This is a genomic window from Stackebrandtia albiflava, from assembly GCF_007994225.1.
GTDB lineage: Bacteria > Actinomycetota > Actinomycetes > Mycobacteriales > Micromonosporaceae > Stackebrandtia > Stackebrandtia albiflava.
The window spans coordinates 91897-108128 of record NZ_VLLL01000007.1 but is presented as its reverse complement, the minus strand read 5'-3'; the positions used below and the strand labels follow the sequence as shown (position 1 = coordinate 108128).

The window sequence follows — 16232 nt, the reverse complement described above, 5'->3', positions numbered from 1 at the left end:
TCCGGCTACTCGTAGCGGATTCGTGGGTCGAGGACGCCGTACAGCACGTCGACGATCAGGTTCATCACGAGGTAGACGATGACCAGCAGGCTGACGATGGTGACGACCGTCGGGCCGTCCTCGATGGATATCGCCTTGTAGAGCTGGAATCCGATACCGGGGACGTTGAAGATCTTCTCGGTGACGATGGCGCCGCCCATGAGGCTGCCCAGTTCCACACCGAGGAACGTGATGACGGGGATGAGCGAGTTGCGGAGCACGTGGACGCCGACGATGCGGCGGTGGATGAGCCCCTTGGCGCGTGCGGTGCGGACGTAGTCGGCGCGCAGGTTCTCGGTGACGGACGTGCGGGCGAGCCGGACGGTCGTCGCCAGGGACAGCGAGCCCAGTACGAGGGCGGGCACGATGAGCGCGGCGAGGCTGTCGTCGCCGACGACGTTGGTGGGGAAGAGGTCGTAGCGGGCGCCGACCAGCGCGAGGACCTGGCCGATGACGAAGACCGGGATGGAGATGACGACGAGGGTCAGCACCAGGGTGGTGTTGTCGAAGGCGCCGCCGCGGCGGGTACCGGCGATGACGCCGAGCGCGATCCCGGCGACGACCACGAACACGAACGCCAGCAGGGCCAGCCGCAGTGTCCACGGCCACGCGGAGGCGACGAGCTCCCCGATCTCGCGGCCGGAGGTGTTGACGCCCAGGTCGAGGGTGAGCAGGCCCTTCATGTAGTAGGCGTACTGGACCAGGAACGGCTGGTCGAGGTGGAACTCCTGGATCAGCGCCGCCCGCGTGGACTCCGACAGCGGCCGTTCCCCGGCCAGGGCGGCGATGGGGTCGCCGCTGGCGGCGAACATGAGCCAGTACACCAGCAGCGTGGTGCCGAAGAACGCCAGGACCATCTGCAGCACGCGCCGGACGATGTAACGAGCCATCGGTGCGCCCTTCCGGGTTACGCGGGTGAACGGGACGGTGCCGGGACGACGGTGATCGCACCGCCGTCCCGGGAACGACGTGTCAGCCGGTCTCCTCCAGTGCGAACAGGTCGATCTCGTAGAACAGGTTGATGGAGACCCCGGTGACGTTCTCCGAGTGCGCGAAGTTGTTCTTCCCGAACCGCAGCGGCAGGCTCGGAAGGTCCTCGGCGATGAGCTGTTCGGCCTCCAGGAACTTCTGCTGGGCGGCCTCCTCGGTCTCCTCCCGGTACGCCTCGACGAGCAGTTGGTCGAACTCCTCGTTGCAGTAGGCGCTGTAGTTGGGCGCGGGGACGGCGTCACAGCTGAACAGTGGTTCCAGGTAGTTGTCCATCGCCGGGTAGTCCGGGATCCAGCCCATCCGGAACATGCCCAGTTCCTCCTGGTTGCGCAGGTCGGTCAGCATGTCGGCGAACTTCGGCATCGGGTTGGGCGTGCATTCGACGTCGAGGTTCTGGGAGAGTTGGTTGCAGGTCGCCTCGACCCACTCCTGGTGGCCGCCGTCGGTGTTGAAGGTGATCTGGATGCTGTTGCCGTCTACGCCGCCGGCCTCGTCCCAAAGCTGCTTGGCGGCGTCCGGGTCGAACTCGCACCACTGTCCGCAGGTCCCCTCCTGCGCGCCGGGGATCTCCGGCGACACCCAGGACGTCGCCACCGACTGCGAGCCGGCGAAGATGGTCTCGATGATCTGTTCCCGGTCGATGGCCATGGAGATGGCCCGCCGGATCCGGATGTCCTCGTACTTCTCGTCGTAGCCGGGAAACGCGACCGCCTGGAAGGAGCCCGACGGCGACTGCTGGTACCGGTCGCCGAGGTCGCTCTCGGCGTTGGCGATCTGTTCGGTCGGGATGGACTTCGTGATGTCCAGGTTGTTGGCCAGCACGTCGTTGTACTGGGCGACCGGGTCCTGGTAGATCTTGAAGTCGATGCCGTCTATCTTCGGCTGCTGCTCGCCGGGGTAGTCGGCCCACTTCTCGACGGAGATCTGCTTGTCGTGCTCCCACTCGCCCTTCATCTTGAACGGCCCGTTGCCGATCGGTGAGGACTCGAACGCGGCCGGGTCCTCGAACGCGGCCTCGGGAAGCGGCAGGTAGTTGGTGTAGCCGAGCGACCTGTCGAAGTTGATGTACGGCTCGGTGAGTGTCACCTCGATGGTCTGCTCGTCGACCTTGCGCAGGCCGGACAGCGTGTCGGTCGAGGGTTCGGCGTCGGTGTCGGTGGGGTTGAGCTCGTCGTAACCCTCGATCTTCGAGAAGTAGCTGTTGAGCTGCTGGGCGTTGGGGCCGTACGCCCCGTAGTTCCAGGCGTCGATGTAGCTGTCGGCGGTGACCTTGTCCCCGTTGTGGAAGGTCTGGTCGTCGCGGATCTTGATGGTCCAGACCTTGTTGTCCTCGGTCTCGACGGACTCGGCGGCGGCCATGCTGATGCTCAGGTCGTCGTTGTACGTGACCAGCGGGGTGTACAGGGCACTGAGGACCTGGTGGCCCTCGGTCTCGCCGACGTTCGTCGTGAAGAGGTGCTGGGGCTCGCCGATGCCGATGCTGACGATGCCGTCGCTGGCACTCTCACCGGAGTCGGAACCCCCACCGCAGCCGACCAGCGCCACCACGGCGATGACCGGCAACGTGGTCGCGGCGGCGGCCTTTCGTTTCCGCATGTGCACTCCTCGGTCGATGACTTCTCGTGGTCGAATGGTCACATCATGGGTGCTCAAGCGTCACGATACGGCCGGAATCGCCGGAATCGGACCCGTCCGGCAAATCGGGCACGGCGGCGGCCGGGAGCGGGGTGCGGGTATCCGCCGGCTCACCCGGTGCCGCCCCGGCGCCGACCGACCGGTAACCGCGTCATACGGTGCTTAGAGGCTGTCTTCGAACCCGCTGTCCCACTGCGTGACAGGTCCGACGACAACCTCCACAAGCACTTCGACACAGGAGCAGTCATGGGCAAGAAGGTCACCGTCGTCGGCGCCGGTTTCTACGGCGCCACCACGGCGCTGCGGCTGGCGGAGTACGACGTGTTCGACACCGTCGTCCTCACCGACATCATCGACGGTAAGCCGGAGGGGCTGGCGCTGGACATCAACCAGTCGCGCGCCATCGAGGGTTTCGAGACGAAGGTGATCGGCAAGACCACCGGCACCGACGGCACCGGTTACGAGGTCATCGAGGGTTCCGACATCGTCGTGATCACCGCCGGGCTACCCCGCAAGCCGGGCATGAGCCGGATGGACCTGCTGGAGGTCAACGCCAAGATCGTCCGTGGCGTCGCCGAGAACGTCGCGAAGTTCGCCCCGAACGCCGTCATCATCGTCGTGTCCAACCCGCTCGACGAGATGACCGCCCTCACGCAGCTCGCCTCCGGCTTCCCGAAGAACCGGGTGATGGGCCAGGCGGGCATGCTCGACACCGCCCGGTTCACCAACTTCGTCGCCGAGGAGCTGGGCGTTCCGGTCGCGTCGGTGAAGACGCTGACGCTCGGCTCGCACGGCGACACCATGGTGCCGGTGCCGTCGCAGTGCACCGTCGACGGCAAGCCGCTGTCGGAGGTGCTGCCCGCCGACAAGATTGAGGAGCTGGTGACCCGGACCCGCAACGGCGGTGCCGAGGTGGTCGCGCTGCTGAAGACCGGTTCGGCGTACTACGCGCCCTCGGCGGCGGCGGCCCGGATGGCCAAGGCGGTCGCGGAGGACTCCGGCGACGTCATGCCGGTGTGCGCGTGGGTCGACGGCGAGTACGGCGTCTCCGGCGTGTACCTGGGCGTGAACGCCGAGATCGGCGCCCAGGGTGTCCGCAGGGTCGTGGAGATCCCGCTGACCGACGGCGAGCTCGCCGGGCTGAAGGAGGCCGCCGAGGCCGTCCGCGCCAAGCAGGCCGACGTCGCCGAGATGTAGTCGATCATCGACAGAGGGTCGCGGCCCGGGATGAACTCGGGCCGCGACCTGATGTTTGGGTGACTGATTCATCACCTGGCGCATCGGAGCCACGGGAAACCGAGGGGGCGGCGCGCATACGGGAACTGTTCGACTGGCTGGCCGAAGGTGGTCTGCCGGACTTGTCCGATCCCGAGATCATGTCGGCGGCGTGGGAGCGGGACTAGCGCGGCATGCCCGGGTGGGCTATCGGTAGACCGCGGGCATGTGCCGCCTTCAACATCCTTTCGTCGTACGAAACCACTGCGGTCAAGAACTCCCCGATCGATTCGGCCGTTGCCACGTGAATGGCATCCATGGCGCGGAGCCGCTCCGGTATTTGAGCGGCCAGGTCTCGAATCTCGTCGGTGACCAGCAGCTCGGTCATCTGGCCTCGCAACTCCGACATCAGTGTCGGAAACGAGCCGTGTTTATCGCAGTTGCGCACTGCCTCCACCAGTCCGATGGTGCTTGTGGCGGTTGGTTTTCCCTGCTGCTGGCCCAGATACTCGGCCAGTTCCTTGTCGTACCTCCGTCCAAGGACATAGGTCACGATGGCGGAGGCGTCCAAGTAGATCACCGGTAGTCCTCATCGCGTTCGTCCAGGAGTGCCTGGAGAGGATCGATGTCGGTCTCCACCTCGTATCGGGGTAGCGGGGGACCGGGTCGTCGTGGACGGAAGTGGGCTCGCCCGGAGGCCGCCAACTCGGCGTACCTGCCGGCCTCTTCGTCGCCGGGGACCAACACGGCGATGACCTTGTTATGTCGGGTCACTTCCAGCGTTTCGCCGCGCTCTGCCCGTGCGAACATGGCGCTCGGATTGTAGGAGAACTCTCGAATCGATACTCGCGTCATGGAACCCCCTGATTTGTGCCTACAACCATACCAAATCGTAGGCACAAATCAACGGTCGTCACTCCTGGTCGTCGTGCATGCGTAGCCAGGCGTCGCGGTCGCGTTTCGGGCGCGGGCCGGGGCGTGGCGGCTCGTCCGGGGTGGCGGTCTCGCCCCCCGTCTCGTCGTCGGGGCCGGTGACCGGCAACGGCATGTCGTCGGAGAGGTCGCCGGGCGCGAACCGCCTCACCGTGAGGGCCGCGAGCAGCGTCGTCAGCGGCACCGCCGCGATCAGGCCCATCGTGCCGACGACACTGCGCACGATCTCCTCCGCGATCAACTGGATGGTGAGGACCTGGCCGAGTGGCCGGTCGGCGGCGGCGATGAGGATCAGCAGCGGGAGCGACGCGCCCGCGTAGGCCAGGATGATCGTGTTGACGACGGAGGCGATGTGGCTGCGGCCGATGCGGGCCGCCGCCCGGTACAGCGCGCCGGCGCGCATCGCGGGGTTCGCCTTGGCCAGTTCGGTGACCGCCGCCGCCTGGGTCACGGTGACGTCGTCCAACGCGCCGAGCGAACCGATCAGGATGCCCGCCAGCAGTAGGCCCTGCATGTTGACGCCGTGGTAGGTCGACAGGAAGCTGGTGTCGTCGTCGGCGACGCCGGTCAGGTGGGTCATGGCGACCGCCAGTGCCGACAGCAGACCGGTCAGGACGAGACTGGCGAGGGTGCCGAGCACGGCGATGGTGGTGGCGGTGCTGAAGCCGTGGGTGAGGTAGAGGACGGCCAGCATGATGACGCAGGCCCCGACGATCGCGACCAGCAGCGGCGACTCCCCGGCCAGGATCGCGGGCACGATGAACAGCAGCAGTACCGCGAAGGTGACGGCGAGGCCCACCAGCGCCAGCAGGCCCCGCCACCGGCCGAACGCGACGACGGCCAGCGCGAACGCGATGCCGAGGATCCACATGGACGTGGAGCGGTCGTGGTCGATGATGTGGTACGAGTACTGGCCCTCCATGGTGTCGGGCAGGTGCAACAGGACGACCGCGTCGCCGAGTTCGACGTAGGGGGCGTTGGCGCCGCTGGGCAGGTTCGTGATGACGATCTCGCCGGTCTCCAGCCTGACCGACACCTGGCCGCACCGGGTGGGCGCGTCCGGGTGGTTGGCGTCGGCGCCGTCGGGCAGCGGCGGGCACTCGTGTTCGGAGAGCCCGACGACCTCGCCGGTGATCTCGGTGGTGTTGGCCTCGGTCCCGGTGACGGGTCGCTCGCCCGGCCACAGCAGGGCCATCCCGACGAGACCGGCGATCCCGGTCGGGATGAGGATCCACATCGCGAACCGGATCGCGCCGCGTCCGACGCGCCCGGTGTGGCCGTGAAGATGCTGTCCGCCCAACGCCCCTGCCCCTTTCGGCTCCCGGACATGGTAGACGCCTCACGGGCCCGGGAAGGCCCGCCGCCGCGACGGGGCGTGGCCCCCGCCGCCGCGTGCCGTGCCCGGTGGGCGGTGGCACGCGGCCGCGGGGGCCACGCGAGGAGAGGGGGTGTGGATCAGGCCGGTCCGATGTCGCCGTTCAGGACGGAGATCATGACCGGGTTGTCCTGGTAGATGTCGTTGTTCTTCAGGGTGGAGTCCACGGCGAACTCCCCGACCCCGACACCGGTGACGCCGAAGCTGAGCCGGTTGAAGCCCCAGATCGGCAGCCGCGGCAGGGTCTCGTTGAAGATGACCGCGAGCTTCTTGTTGGCCTCGGTGCGCTCGGCCTCGTCCTGGGACATGCGGGCGGTGTCGTAGATCTCGCGGATGTCGACGGTGCCGTACGCCTCGGTCTCGACCTCCTCGGTCTCCAGCCACATCCCGGGCGTGTCCTCGGTGCGGTTGTTGTCGGTGAACCAGTTCATCTGCCAGGCTCCGTGGATCCCGGGGATGAACGGGTTGCCCCACTGCCGGACGGCGACCTGGAAGTCGCCGGCGGGCCAGATGCCCCAGATCGACGCCTCGTCGGCGTTGTGGGTGACGGCCTTGATGCCGAAGGCGTTCCACTGCTCGGCGACCTGCTGCGCGGTCAGGTCGAAGTCGTTCCAGCCGTTGACGGCGAGGATTTCGTACTCGGCGGGTTCACCGTCGGGCTTGAGCCAGGCGTCGCCGTCCTTGGTCCATCCGGCGTCCTCCAGGTAGGCGGTCGCCTTGTCGAGGTCGTACTCGTAGGGGTCGAACTTCGCCAGTTCGTCCGCCGTGAGGATGGACTCGCTGACGACGTCGGACAGGCCGGACATGTACTGCGGGACGAAGAAGGCGCCATCGCCGAGGGCGATCTGCCCGACCTGCTGCTTGTCGATGGCGTGCAGCAGGGCCTTGCGGACGCGGTAGTCCTCGAACTCGGGGTTGCTCTTGTTGTTGAGCATGAGGCCGGTACCCTGCTTGTCCACGAAGGACATCTCGACCAGGCCCTCGGTGCCCTCGAACTGGGCGCGCTCGGCGGGGCCGAGCACGTGGGTGATGTAGTCGACCTTGCGCTCGGCCACCAGTTGTGCGGCTTCGTCGTTGCTGGCCTTGACGACCACGACCTTGTCGAACTTGACCTGGTCGGCGAACAGGCCGCCCTCGTGCAGGTTCATGGTGATCCGGGTGTCGGACACGGTCGCGGCGTCCACCGCGAACGCGCCGCAGGTCACGAAGTCCTCGAAGGACAGCTCACCCAGGACCGACACGAACTCCTGCTGCTCCGGGTCGTCGAAGACGACGCCGTCGGTCACGAGCTGTTCGGCGGTGGCGAAGTGCTCGCCGTAGCGGGACGTCGCGTGGATCCGGGAGCGGAGGATCTCCCGCTCCAGTCCGGGGTAGGGCTCGGTGAAGGTGACGGCCACGGTGGTGTCGTCGACCTTGTCGATCGCGGTGACCTGGGCCCAGCCGTCCGCGCCGGGCGCGGTGTTGAGCTTCGCGACCCGGAAGCTGCCCAGCACGTCGTCGATGGTGAAGTCGGTGTCGTCGCTCCACTTGATGCCGGTGCGGTACTTGATGTTCAACACGTCGCCGTCCCAGGTGCTGCTCTCGGCGAGCATGTACACCCACGAGTTGTCGCCCCAGTTCAGCAGTGCCGAACGGGGGTAGAACAACTCGCTGAACGGTGAGGCCATCAACAGGGTGGTGTCGGCGATGATCGCGTTGTAGTTCTGCGAGGTCACGTCGAAGTCGTAGGCGGTGGTGAAGGTGCCGCCGTCGCCACCGGAGTCCGGCGAGTCGGCCTTGCAGGCGGTCAGCGACGTGACACCCGCCGCGGACACGGCACCGATGCCCATCAGTTGCAGCAGGCGGCGCCGTGAGATGTCGAGGTTGCGAGAGGTCACGACCTCTTCCTTTCTATATGGAGGACCAATGCACTGATCGCGCCGAGAAGGCAGCCGAGCCCGAACGTCAGCACGGTGATGACGAACTCGGCGGTTCCCGGTCTGAGGAACAACAACAGGAGCAGCCCGGCCGACAGGATCAGGAATCCCGCGAACGCCAGGCCGAGCCGGGCGAACTGGCCGGGCATCACCCGGTACCGGCCTGTGCCGCCACGTGGTCGCGTGCCACCACGTGACAGGCGAGCCGTCGCCGCTCGTCGAGCGGCGCCAGCGTGGGTGGTGTGGTGTCGCAGTCGCCGGACTCGGCGAGTGGGCACCGGGGGTGGAAGGTGCACCCCGACGGCAGCGCGGTGAGACTCGGGATCTCCGCGCTGCGCAACGGGATGGTCTTCTTGCTGCGTGCCAGCCGCGGGTCCGGCTCGCATACCGCAGCGATCAGCGCCTTCGTGTACGGGTGCTGAGGATCGTTGATGACCTGCGGGGTGGGGCCGTGTTCGACGACCTTGCCCAGGTACATGACGGCGATCTCGCCGTCCCAGGCGAAGTACTTGGCCACCGCGAGGTCGTGGGTGATGAACATGAAGCCGACGCCGAGGTCGTCGCGCAGCCCGCCCAGCGTGTTGAGCAGGCTGACCCGGATCGACACGTCGAGCATCGACGTGGACTCGTCGGCGATGAGCAGCTTCGGGTTCATCGCCAACGCCCGCGCCACCGCGACCCGTTGCCGCTGGCCGCCCGACAACTGGTGCGGGTACTTGTCGAGGTAGGACTCGGCCGGGGTCAGTTCGACCTGTTCCAGCAGCCGCGCGGCGGCCTGCCTGGCCTCGTGCCGGCCCTTGACCTTCTTGTGCTTGCGTAGTCCGGCGGTGAGCGACGACAGGACGGTCCTGACCGGGTTGAGCGAGGCGTACGGGTCCTGGTGGATGTACTGGACGGCCTCGCGGTACTCCTGCCACTCGGCGGCGCCCATCCGGTGGATGTCGTGGCCGAGGTATTCGACGCTGCCGCCGGTGGGACGGGTGAGGCCGGCGGCGGCGCGGGCGGTGGTGGTCTTGCCGCAGCCGGACTCGCCGACCAGGCACAGCACCTTGCCGGCCTCGACCTTCAGGTCCACTCCGGACACAGCGGGGACCTTGCCGCGCTTGGTGTCGAAGACCTGTTCCAGGCCGGAGAGCCGCAGCAGCGGCGCGGTGGCGGGGGAGTCGGGGATCGTGGGGGTCTCAGGCACGGGACACCACCTCGCGGGAGTGCTGGACGTCCTCGGCCCGCAGGCAGGCCGTGGCGTGGGTGAGGCCGTCGGGGCGGTCGGTGAGCGGTTCCAGCGCCGGAACGGCCTCGCGGCACCGGTCCTGGACGTACTCGCAGCGGGGGCCGAACGCGCAGCCCGCCGGCAGCGTCGCCAGTGACGGCGGGGAGCCGGGGATGCTCGCCAGTTGCGGAAGGTCGCCCACGACCGGCAGGACCGCGTTGATCAGGCCGGAGGTGTACGGGTGGCGCGGATCGTAGAAGATGTCCTCGGCCGTACCGGTCTCGATGATGCGGCCGGCGTACATGGTGGACACCCGGTCGGCCAGTTCGGCCGCCAGGCCCAGGTCGTGGGTTATGAAGATCATCGTGAAGCCGAACTCGGCGCGCAGCCGGTGCAGTTCCTCCACGATGGAGCACTGCGTCAGCAGATCCAGCGCGGTGGTGGGCTCGTCCAGCACTAGCACCTGCGGATTCAGCGCCAACGCCAGGGCGATGAGTGCCCGCTGCTTCATGCCGCCGGACAGTTCGTGCGGGAAGCTGGGCAGGACCCGCCCGGGTTCCAACCGCACCATCCGCAGCAGTTCCTCGCTGCGCTCCCGGATCTCGGTCTTGCTCAGGCGCTTTCCCTCGGGGAGGTGGTCCTTGAGGGTGTCGGCGAAGTGCGCGCCGATGCGCTGCACCGGGTTGAAGGCGTTCATGGCGCCCTGGAACACCATCGCGGCCTCGCTCCACCGGAACCGCCGCAGCTCCTCCTTGCCCATCTTGAGGATGTCGGCGGTGGTGCCGTCCTTGCGGCGGTACACGATCTCGCCCTGCGGGATCCGGCCGAGCTTCGGCAGCAGTCGCAGCAGCCCCAGGCCCAGAGTGGTCTTGCCGCAACCGGATTCACCGACCAGCGCCATCGACTGTCCGGGGTAGAGGTCGAACTCGACGTCCCGGGCGGCGACGACCTCGGAGTTCCTACCGGTCTGGTAGGTGATCCTGAGATCGCGGACCGACAGTATGGGTTCTTCGCTCACGCGCGGCCTACCTTTCCCGCAGTCGAGGGTTGAGTGCCTGTTCGAGGGAGCGGCTCATCGCCACCAGGCCGATCTGGAAGAGGATGATCAACGCCAGCGGCACGGCGATGTACGGCAAAGCACGCGGCAGCCGGAACGCCCCGGAGTTCCAGGACTCGTAGATCATCAGGCCCCAGTTGTCCGCAGTGGACGGCAGGAGTCCCAGCAGGTACATGCCGACCAGGGCGTAGATGGCGTTGTTGATGGCGAGGATGAAGTTCACGAAGATGTAGCCGCCCATGTTGGGCAGGATCTCGGTGAAGATGATGCGTCCCGCCCCGAGGTTCTGGAGCCGGGCCGCCTCGACGAACTCGCGTTCCTTCAGCGACATCACCTGCGCCCGGATCGAACGCACCAGGACCGGCGCGGTCGTGACCCCGATGATGACGGCGATGGCGGTCGCCGAGATCGACCGGTACATCGTGGTGAGGACCAGCATCAGCACGATGCCCGGGATGGTCAGGGTGATGTCGGTCAGTTGCAGGGCGACGGTGTCGACCTTGCCGCGGAAGTAGCCGGCGACCGAGCCGACGACGACGGCGACGCCCACGGCGATGAGGGCCGCCAGGATGCCGACCCACAGCGGTTCCGCGCCGCCCAGGATCACCTTGATGAGGGTGTCCTTGCCCTGCAGGTTGGTGCCCAGCAGGTGTTCGGCGCTGGGTGCCTGCCACACCTTGGCGCCGTCGGAGGGGTTGTGCCGGTCGATCAGGAACGGTCCTATGTAGGCGAGGCCGAGGATCAGCAGTACGATGACGGCGCCGGCGAAGCCGCTCTTGTTGCGGGTGAGGCCCTGCCAGATGATCGAGAGGGTGCCCTGCCGGGGCAGTGCCGTGGTCTCGGGGGCCGCGTTGACGGTCATGCTCCGGCCTCCTCGGCGTCTCCGGTGCGGATGCGGGGGTCGAGCCAGCTGTTGAGCATGTCGACCACGAGGTTGCTGAACACCACCGCCACGGTCAGGATCAGGACGACGGCCTGGATCACCGGGTAGTCGCGTTTGGTGATGGCGTTGATGAACAGCTGTCCGACGCCGGGGTAGCTGAGGATCTGTTCCACGATGATGGCGCCGCCGACCAGGGTGCCCAGGGCCAGCGCGACCTGCGGTACGAGTGGCAGTACCGAGTTGCGGCCGACGTAGGCGAGCCCGACCCGGCGGCCCTTGAGGCCGCGGGCGTTGGCGACGGTGACGTAGTCCTCCGACAGGACCTCGGTCGTGGACGCCTTCATGACGAGCATCCAGCCACCGGTGATGGTGAAGGCGTAGGTGACGATCGGCAGGATCGCGTGGTACAGCGCGTCGCCGAAGAACACCGCGTCGAATCCGGGTTCGACGCCTTCGCTGAGCCGGCCCCGCATGCTCCAGAAGTCGAACAGGCCGAGCCAGGCGGAACCGATCAGGATGAGCGCCATCGCCCCGAGGTAGTTCGGGATGGCGCTCAATGTGGACGCGATGTTGCTCAGGAGGTGGTCGAACCAGCCGTTGCGGCGGTAGGCCATGACCATGCCCAGTCCCATGCCGACGACGATCGCGATGACCATGCCCGCGCCGACGCTGAACAGCGTCCACGGCAGGTACTCCATGACGTGGTCGACGACGGTGGTGCCGCGCTGCGAGATGGTCATCCCGAAGTCGCCACGCAACAGGTTGGTGAGGTATTCCCAGTACTGCTGCAGGATCGGCGCGTCGGGGTCGTAGGCGAGTGACTGTTTGGCCTGCTGGCGGGCCTGTTCGAGGTTGATGCCCTGTTGGGAGAGGCGGCCGGCGAGGACCTCCACGGGGTCGCCGGGCATGGCGCGCACCATGAAGAAGGTGCCGGTCATGACCAGCCAGGTGACGAAGACGGCGTAGACCAGGCGGCGGACGAGGTAGATCCGCCAGATCCGGCTCAGGAGGTTCCTCCGTCGTCGTGGAGGTACGGGTGTGTCCACCTCTTTGTCGGGTGGGGCTTGGACATCGACGGCCACTCGGGAGACTCCTTCGGGACATCCGTACTTGTAAGTCTCTTTACTAGTGAGGACCGTAGCCGACGTGTGGCAGGTCACGCTAGCCCTGCCGCCAAATTGTTACGTTTATTGACCGTGCGGCCACACTTTGAGACCGGTCGCCGTTTCCCCTTGTGCACGCGGGTTTCCCGCGTCCACGACATCCCGGTCACCGGGAGTCGCCACAGCCCGTGACGCGGTCAGTGCGCGCGCGGGAGCCTGACGACGACCACCGTCCCACCGGCGGCACCCGGGTCCGCCAGCGCCACCGTCCCACCGTGACCGGCGACGATCGACTCCACGATCGCCAGCCCGAGCCCCGACCCGCCCGTCGCCCGCGACCGGGACGCGTCCACCCGGTACAACCGGTCGAACACCCGCTCGCGGTGCTCCTCCGGGACACCCGGCCCCTCGTCGGCGACCCGCAACTCCGCCGTGTCGCCGTCCGCGGTGACCGACACCCGCACCGGGGTGCCCTCCGGCGTGTGCCGCCGCGCGTTGTCGAGCAGATTCGCCAACACCTGACGAAGCCGCGACTCGTCACCCCGCACGTACACCGCCTCGGCGGCCTCCAAGGTGACCGGGTGCCCCCGGTCGGTCACCTCCGAGTCGTCCACGGCGTCGGCGGCCAACCGCCGCAGGTCCACCGTCTGCGCGGGCCGGTCGGCGTCACGATCCAACCGCGCCAACAGGAGCATGTCCTCGATGAGCCGCGCCATCCGCCGGTTCTCCGCCTGGATCCGGCTCATCGCCCGGTCCAGCTTCGGCCCCGGCGGCGCCCCACCCGACTCGTAGAGCTCCGTGTACCCGCTCACCGTCGCCAACGGCGTCCGCAACTCGTGTGAGGCGTCGTCGAGGAAGCGACGCAACCGCTCCTGCCCCGCCTCCCGGTCGCCGATCGTGGTCACCAGCGTCCCCACCATGCGGTTCAACGAGTCCGCGAGCCTGCCCATCTCGGTGTGTCCCGGCGCCTCCGCCCGCCGTGACAGGTCACCGTCGGCGATGGCGGCGGCGGTGTCGATCATGTCCTCCACCGGCCGCAGACCCCGCTGGGTGATCCACCAACCCACGACGGCGCTCGCCACCAGTACCAGCACCACCGTCACCACCATCGTCGCGACGAGCCGTTCCCGGATCACCGCGACCTCCGTCATCGGCTGCGCCACCACCAGCCGGCGGGGTGCGTCCGCGGACGGACCCGCCAACTCCACCGTCACCATCCGGTACTCGATCGAACCGTCCACCGCCGGAACGGTCCGGAACTCACCGGGCGGCGGCAGCGGATCCGGCACGCGCGGCAACGGGAGCAGGTCCGTCGAATAACCCGCTTGCACCGCCATCGACACCGTACGGTCCGGTTCCAGCAGCAGCATCGCCACCGACTGGTACGCGACCTGTGGGCCGCCCCGGCTGGTGATGGTGACGGTCGTGCCGCCGGTGATCGTGGGCTGCCGCAGGAACTCGGTCAACTGTGTGTCGATGCGCTGCGTCATGGTCGTGGTCACCGCGCCGATGGCGACCGTCCCGATCGCGACCGTCGCGACGCACAGCAGTGCCGCCGTCGACGCGATCAGCCGGGCCTTAATCGTCATGCCGCCGCCCGGGGGTCCGCAGCACGTACCCCACACCCCGCACGGTGTGGATCAGGTCGGTGTCGAGCTTCCGGCGCAGATACGAGATGTACGTCTCCACGAGCGAGGTGTCGGTGTCGACGCCGAACCCCCACACGTGCCGCAGCAGGTCCGCCCGTGACCACACCCGGTCCGGGTTGGCGGCCAGGTGTGCCAGCAACCGGAACTCGGTGCGTGACAACGGCACCTCCCGGTCGCCCTTCCACACCTGGTGGGCCTCGACGTCGACGGTGAGGTCACCGATCCGGATCGCCGGGTCCGCCTCGGAGCGGGCCGCCATCGTCCGGCGCAGCAGGGCCTCGATGCGCAGGCGCAGCTCCTCCAACCGGAACGGCTTCGTCAGGTAGTCGTCGCCGCCGGCGAGGAAACCGTCCCGCACGTCCCGGGGCGTGTCCCGGGCGGTCAGGAATATGACCGGGGTCGCGTCGCCCCGGTTCCGCAGCCGCTCGGCCACCGTGAAACCGCTGAAGTCGGGCAGGTTCACGTCCAACAGCAACACGTCGGGCCGCCGCCGCTCGACACCGTCGAGCGCCTGGGCGCCCGACCGCGCCACGTCTACCGCGTAGCCGGCGAAACCGAGCGCGTCCAGCAGCATGTCCGCCAGCAGCGGTTCGTCCTCGGCGACCAGCAGCCGCACGGGGCTGCCGTCGGCGCGACGCGACACGGTCAGGTCGCCCGGCCGGGCGGGTTCGGGTGATCGGCTCGGTGGCACGGCGTCCATCATGCCCCGATCACTTGGGGATGCGCTGGGGTACGGATGGGAGTTCGGTGGGAAACCGCTGCGGTATCCGTCATCGCGGCTCCACGGGTGCTTTGGTGGGCGGGCCGGGGACGGTGGGCACGCCCGTCACCCGGCGCCATCCCGACGAGATACCCGAGTGAGGTTCACGCATGAGTGTTGCCGTCCGGGGCGTACGCAACGCCCTCAGGAACAAGACGAGATCGGTGGCGGTGCTGCTGGTGCTCGCCGTCGCGATCGGCCTGACCCTGTCGATGCTCGTCGCCGGCGAGGCGGTCGCGGGCAAACTCGCGGCACTGCGCGACGACATGGACACCACCATCACGGTCCGCCCGGGTTTCGGCCCGGAGGTCGACGTCGAGGACGTACCCACCCTGGGGGAGGCGGAGCTGGCCGCCGTGTCGGACCTGCCCCACGTCACCGAGGCCTCCGCCACGGTGTCGGCGATGCTGGAGACGCCGCAACCGGAGGAGGAACCCGAGGGCACGTCCAGTGCCGTCCAGATCGGACCCGGCGCCTCCTTCGGCACCACCGACCTCAAGTCCGGAATGGACCCCGACACGGTCGGCGCGCCGGAGGGGGTCGCGTTCCCGATCTCGCTGACCGGGGTCACCGGTGACCGCGACTCGGAGGGCGTCCGGTACGACCTCGTCGAGGGCGAGTTGCCCGACGGCGCACGTGAGGCCGTGATCAGCGACAAGATCGCCGAGGCCAACGGGCTCGGCCTCGGCGACACCTTCACCGCGTTCGACGAGGAGTTCGAGGTGGTGGGCGTCGCCGAGAGCGGCGACGACTTCGACTCGGTCGGCGTCGTCATGACCGCCGAGACGGTACGTGAACTGAGCGAGGTCGAGGGGTTCCACTCCTTCGCGATCGACGTGGACGACCCCGACCACATCGCCTCGGTGCAGGAGGCCGTCGTGGCCGAACTGGGCGCGGCGTTCGAGGTCCACTCGCAGGCGGATTCGGTGATGCAGGCGTCGGCCGGACTGGAGACCGTCGAGGACATCACCTCCGTCGGTTTCTGGGTGTCGCTGGGATCCGCCGCCGTCATCGTGTTCTTCACCCTGGCGATGACGGTGCGGGAACGACGCCGCGAGGTCGGTGTCATCAAGGCGATCGGCGGCACCGACCGGGGCGTGATCGCGCAGTTCGGCGTCGAGGCGGTCGTCCTGGTGTCCCTGGCGACGGTCCTCGGCATGGGGGTCGCCGCGGCGTCCTCCGACGTGATCGCCGACGTCTTGGTCGCCACCAACTCCACCGCCGCCGAGGACACCGACGGGGGACAGACGTTGAGCGGGACCGGCGGCAAGACCATCCGGGTAACCGGCCCCGGGCAGACGATCGAGGGCGGCGGCGACCTGATCGGCGAGGTCACCGCCGGAATCGGGCCGCGGACCATCGGCGTGGGCGCCCTCGCGGCACTGGGGATCGCGCTGCTGGGCAGCGCGGTACCGGCATACCTGATCGCGCGGGTCAGGCCCGCCGAAGTCCTGAGAGGAGAATGAG

At 68.1% G+C, this 16232-nt stretch carries 15 protein-coding genes; 2 read left to right on the top strand and 13 right to left on the bottom strand.

The annotated features are described in order from the left end of the window. Window positions 1-5 precede the first annotated feature (5 nt). A complete protein-coding gene (locus LX16_RS19390) occupies window positions 6-929 on the bottom strand; it encodes an ABC transporter permease (RefSeq protein ID WP_147141119.1) in 924 nt (307 codons plus the stop codon). Between the two features lie 82 nt (window positions 930-1011). Continuing rightward, window positions 1012-2625, bottom strand: a complete 1614-nt coding sequence (locus tag LX16_RS19385; protein WP_147141118.1) for a peptide ABC transporter substrate-binding protein — start codon at window positions 2623-2625, stop codon at window positions 1012-1014. Between the two features lie 285 nt (window positions 2626-2910). On the opposite strand from LX16_RS19385, the gene mdh reads away from it, so the two are divergent. Then, a complete protein-coding gene (mdh, locus tag LX16_RS19380) occupies window positions 2911-3861 on the top strand; it encodes a malate dehydrogenase (RefSeq protein ID WP_147141116.1) in 951 nt (316 codons plus the stop codon). 202 nt (window positions 3862-4063) lie between these two features. Here the strand turns inward: mdh and LX16_RS19375 are convergent, their stop codons facing one another. The 11 genes from LX16_RS19375 to LX16_RS19325 all read right to left on the bottom strand — a co-directional run bounded on the left by LX16_RS19375 (window position 4064) and on the right by LX16_RS19325 (window position 14705). Beyond that, window positions 4064-4459: a type II toxin-antitoxin system VapC family toxin gene (locus tag LX16_RS19375; RefSeq protein ID WP_147141114.1), complete on the bottom strand. Its 396-nt coding sequence runs from the start codon at window positions 4457-4459 to the stop codon at window positions 4064-4066. After that, window positions 4456-4689, bottom strand: a complete 234-nt coding sequence (locus tag LX16_RS19370) for a hypothetical protein (protein WP_244615900.1) — start codon at window positions 4687-4689, stop codon at window positions 4456-4458. Before LX16_RS19370 ends, LX16_RS19375 begins: the two co-directional genes overlap by 4 nt. 103 nt (window positions 4690-4792) lie before the next feature. Next, on the bottom strand, window positions 4793-6112 hold the full coding sequence (locus tag LX16_RS19365) for a YibE/F family protein (RefSeq protein WP_244615899.1): 1320 nt from the start codon (window positions 6110-6112) through the stop codon (window positions 4793-4795). 155 nt (window positions 6113-6267) lie between these two features. Continuing rightward, window positions 6268-8064 carry an ABC transporter substrate-binding protein gene (locus tag LX16_RS19360; RefSeq protein WP_147141109.1) on the bottom strand — a complete coding sequence of 599 codons (1797 nt, stop codon included), beginning with the start codon at window positions 8062-8064 and terminating at the stop codon, window positions 6268-6270. Next, window positions 8061-8252: a hypothetical protein gene (locus LX16_RS19355; protein WP_147141108.1), complete on the bottom strand. Its 192-nt coding sequence runs from the start codon at window positions 8250-8252 to the stop codon at window positions 8061-8063. The genes LX16_RS19360 and LX16_RS19355 overlap by 4 nt, the downstream gene beginning before the upstream one ends. Further along, on the bottom strand, window positions 8252-9292 hold the full coding sequence (locus LX16_RS19350) for an ABC transporter ATP-binding protein (RefSeq protein ID WP_244615898.1): 1041 nt from the start codon (window positions 9290-9292) through the stop codon (window positions 8252-8254). Before LX16_RS19350 ends, LX16_RS19355 begins: the two co-directional genes overlap by 1 nt. Next, the gene (locus LX16_RS19345) at window positions 9285-10331 is read right to left on the bottom strand and encodes an ABC transporter ATP-binding protein (protein ID WP_147141105.1); all 1047 of its coding nucleotides are present in this window, start codon (window positions 10329-10331) and stop codon (window positions 9285-9287) included. The genes LX16_RS19350 and LX16_RS19345 overlap by 8 nt, the downstream gene beginning before the upstream one ends. A gap of 7 nt (window positions 10332-10338) precedes the next feature. Further along, window positions 10339-11232: an ABC transporter permease gene (locus LX16_RS19340; RefSeq protein ID WP_147141103.1), complete on the bottom strand. Its 894-nt coding sequence runs from the start codon at window positions 11230-11232 to the stop codon at window positions 10339-10341. Then, window positions 11229-12335: an ABC transporter permease gene (locus tag LX16_RS19335; RefSeq protein WP_244615897.1), complete on the bottom strand. Its 1107-nt coding sequence runs from the start codon at window positions 12333-12335 to the stop codon at window positions 11229-11231. The genes LX16_RS19340 and LX16_RS19335 overlap by 4 nt, the downstream gene beginning before the upstream one ends. 218 nt (window positions 12336-12553) lie before the next feature. Further along, window positions 12554-13945 carry a sensor histidine kinase gene (locus LX16_RS19330; protein ID WP_147141101.1) on the bottom strand — a complete coding sequence of 464 codons (1392 nt, stop codon included), beginning with the start codon at window positions 13943-13945 and terminating at the stop codon, window positions 12554-12556. After that, window positions 13935-14705: a response regulator transcription factor gene (locus LX16_RS19325; protein WP_244615921.1), complete on the bottom strand. Its 771-nt coding sequence runs from the start codon at window positions 14703-14705 to the stop codon at window positions 13935-13937. The genes LX16_RS19330 and LX16_RS19325 overlap by 11 nt, the downstream gene beginning before the upstream one ends. 170 nt (window positions 14706-14875) lie before the next feature. Between LX16_RS19325 and LX16_RS19320 the strand changes: the two genes are divergently transcribed. Beyond that, complete coding sequence (locus tag LX16_RS19320; protein ID WP_147141098.1) at window positions 14876-16231, top strand: ABC transporter permease; 1356 nt, start codon at window positions 14876-14878, stop codon at window positions 16229-16231. Window position 16232: the final 1 nt, after the last annotated feature.

Coding starts and splice junctions, on each gene's coding strand:
- LX16_RS19325 (WP_244615921.1), bottom strand. CDS start 14,705: ATGGACGCCGTGCCACCGAGCCGATCACCCGAACCCGCCCGGCCGGGC.
- LX16_RS19320 (WP_147141098.1), top strand. CDS start 14,876: ATGAGTGTTGCCGTCCGGGGCGTACGCAACGCCCTCAGGAACAAGACG.
- LX16_RS19390 (WP_147141119.1), bottom strand. CDS start 929: ATGGCTCGTTACATCGTCCGGCGCGTGCTGCAGATGGTCCTGGCGTTC.
- LX16_RS19355 (WP_147141108.1), bottom strand. CDS start 8,252: ATGCCCGGCCAGTTCGCCCGGCTCGGCCTGGCGTTCGCGGGATTCCTG.
- LX16_RS19340 (WP_147141103.1), bottom strand. CDS start 11,232: ATGACCGTCAACGCGGCCCCCGAGACCACGGCACTGCCCCGGCAGGGC.
- mdh (WP_147141116.1), top strand. CDS start 2,911: ATGGGCAAGAAGGTCACCGTCGTCGGCGCCGGTTTCTACGGCGCCACC.
- LX16_RS19370 (WP_244615900.1), bottom strand. CDS start 4,689: ATGTTCGCACGGGCAGAGCGCGGCGAAACGCTGGAAGTGACCCGACAT.
- LX16_RS19330 (WP_147141101.1), bottom strand. CDS start 13,945: ATGACGATTAAGGCCCGGCTGATCGCGTCGACGGCGGCACTGCTGTGC.
- LX16_RS19385 (WP_147141118.1), bottom strand. CDS start 2,625: ATGCGGAAACGAAAGGCCGCCGCCGCGACCACGTTGCCGGTCATCGCC.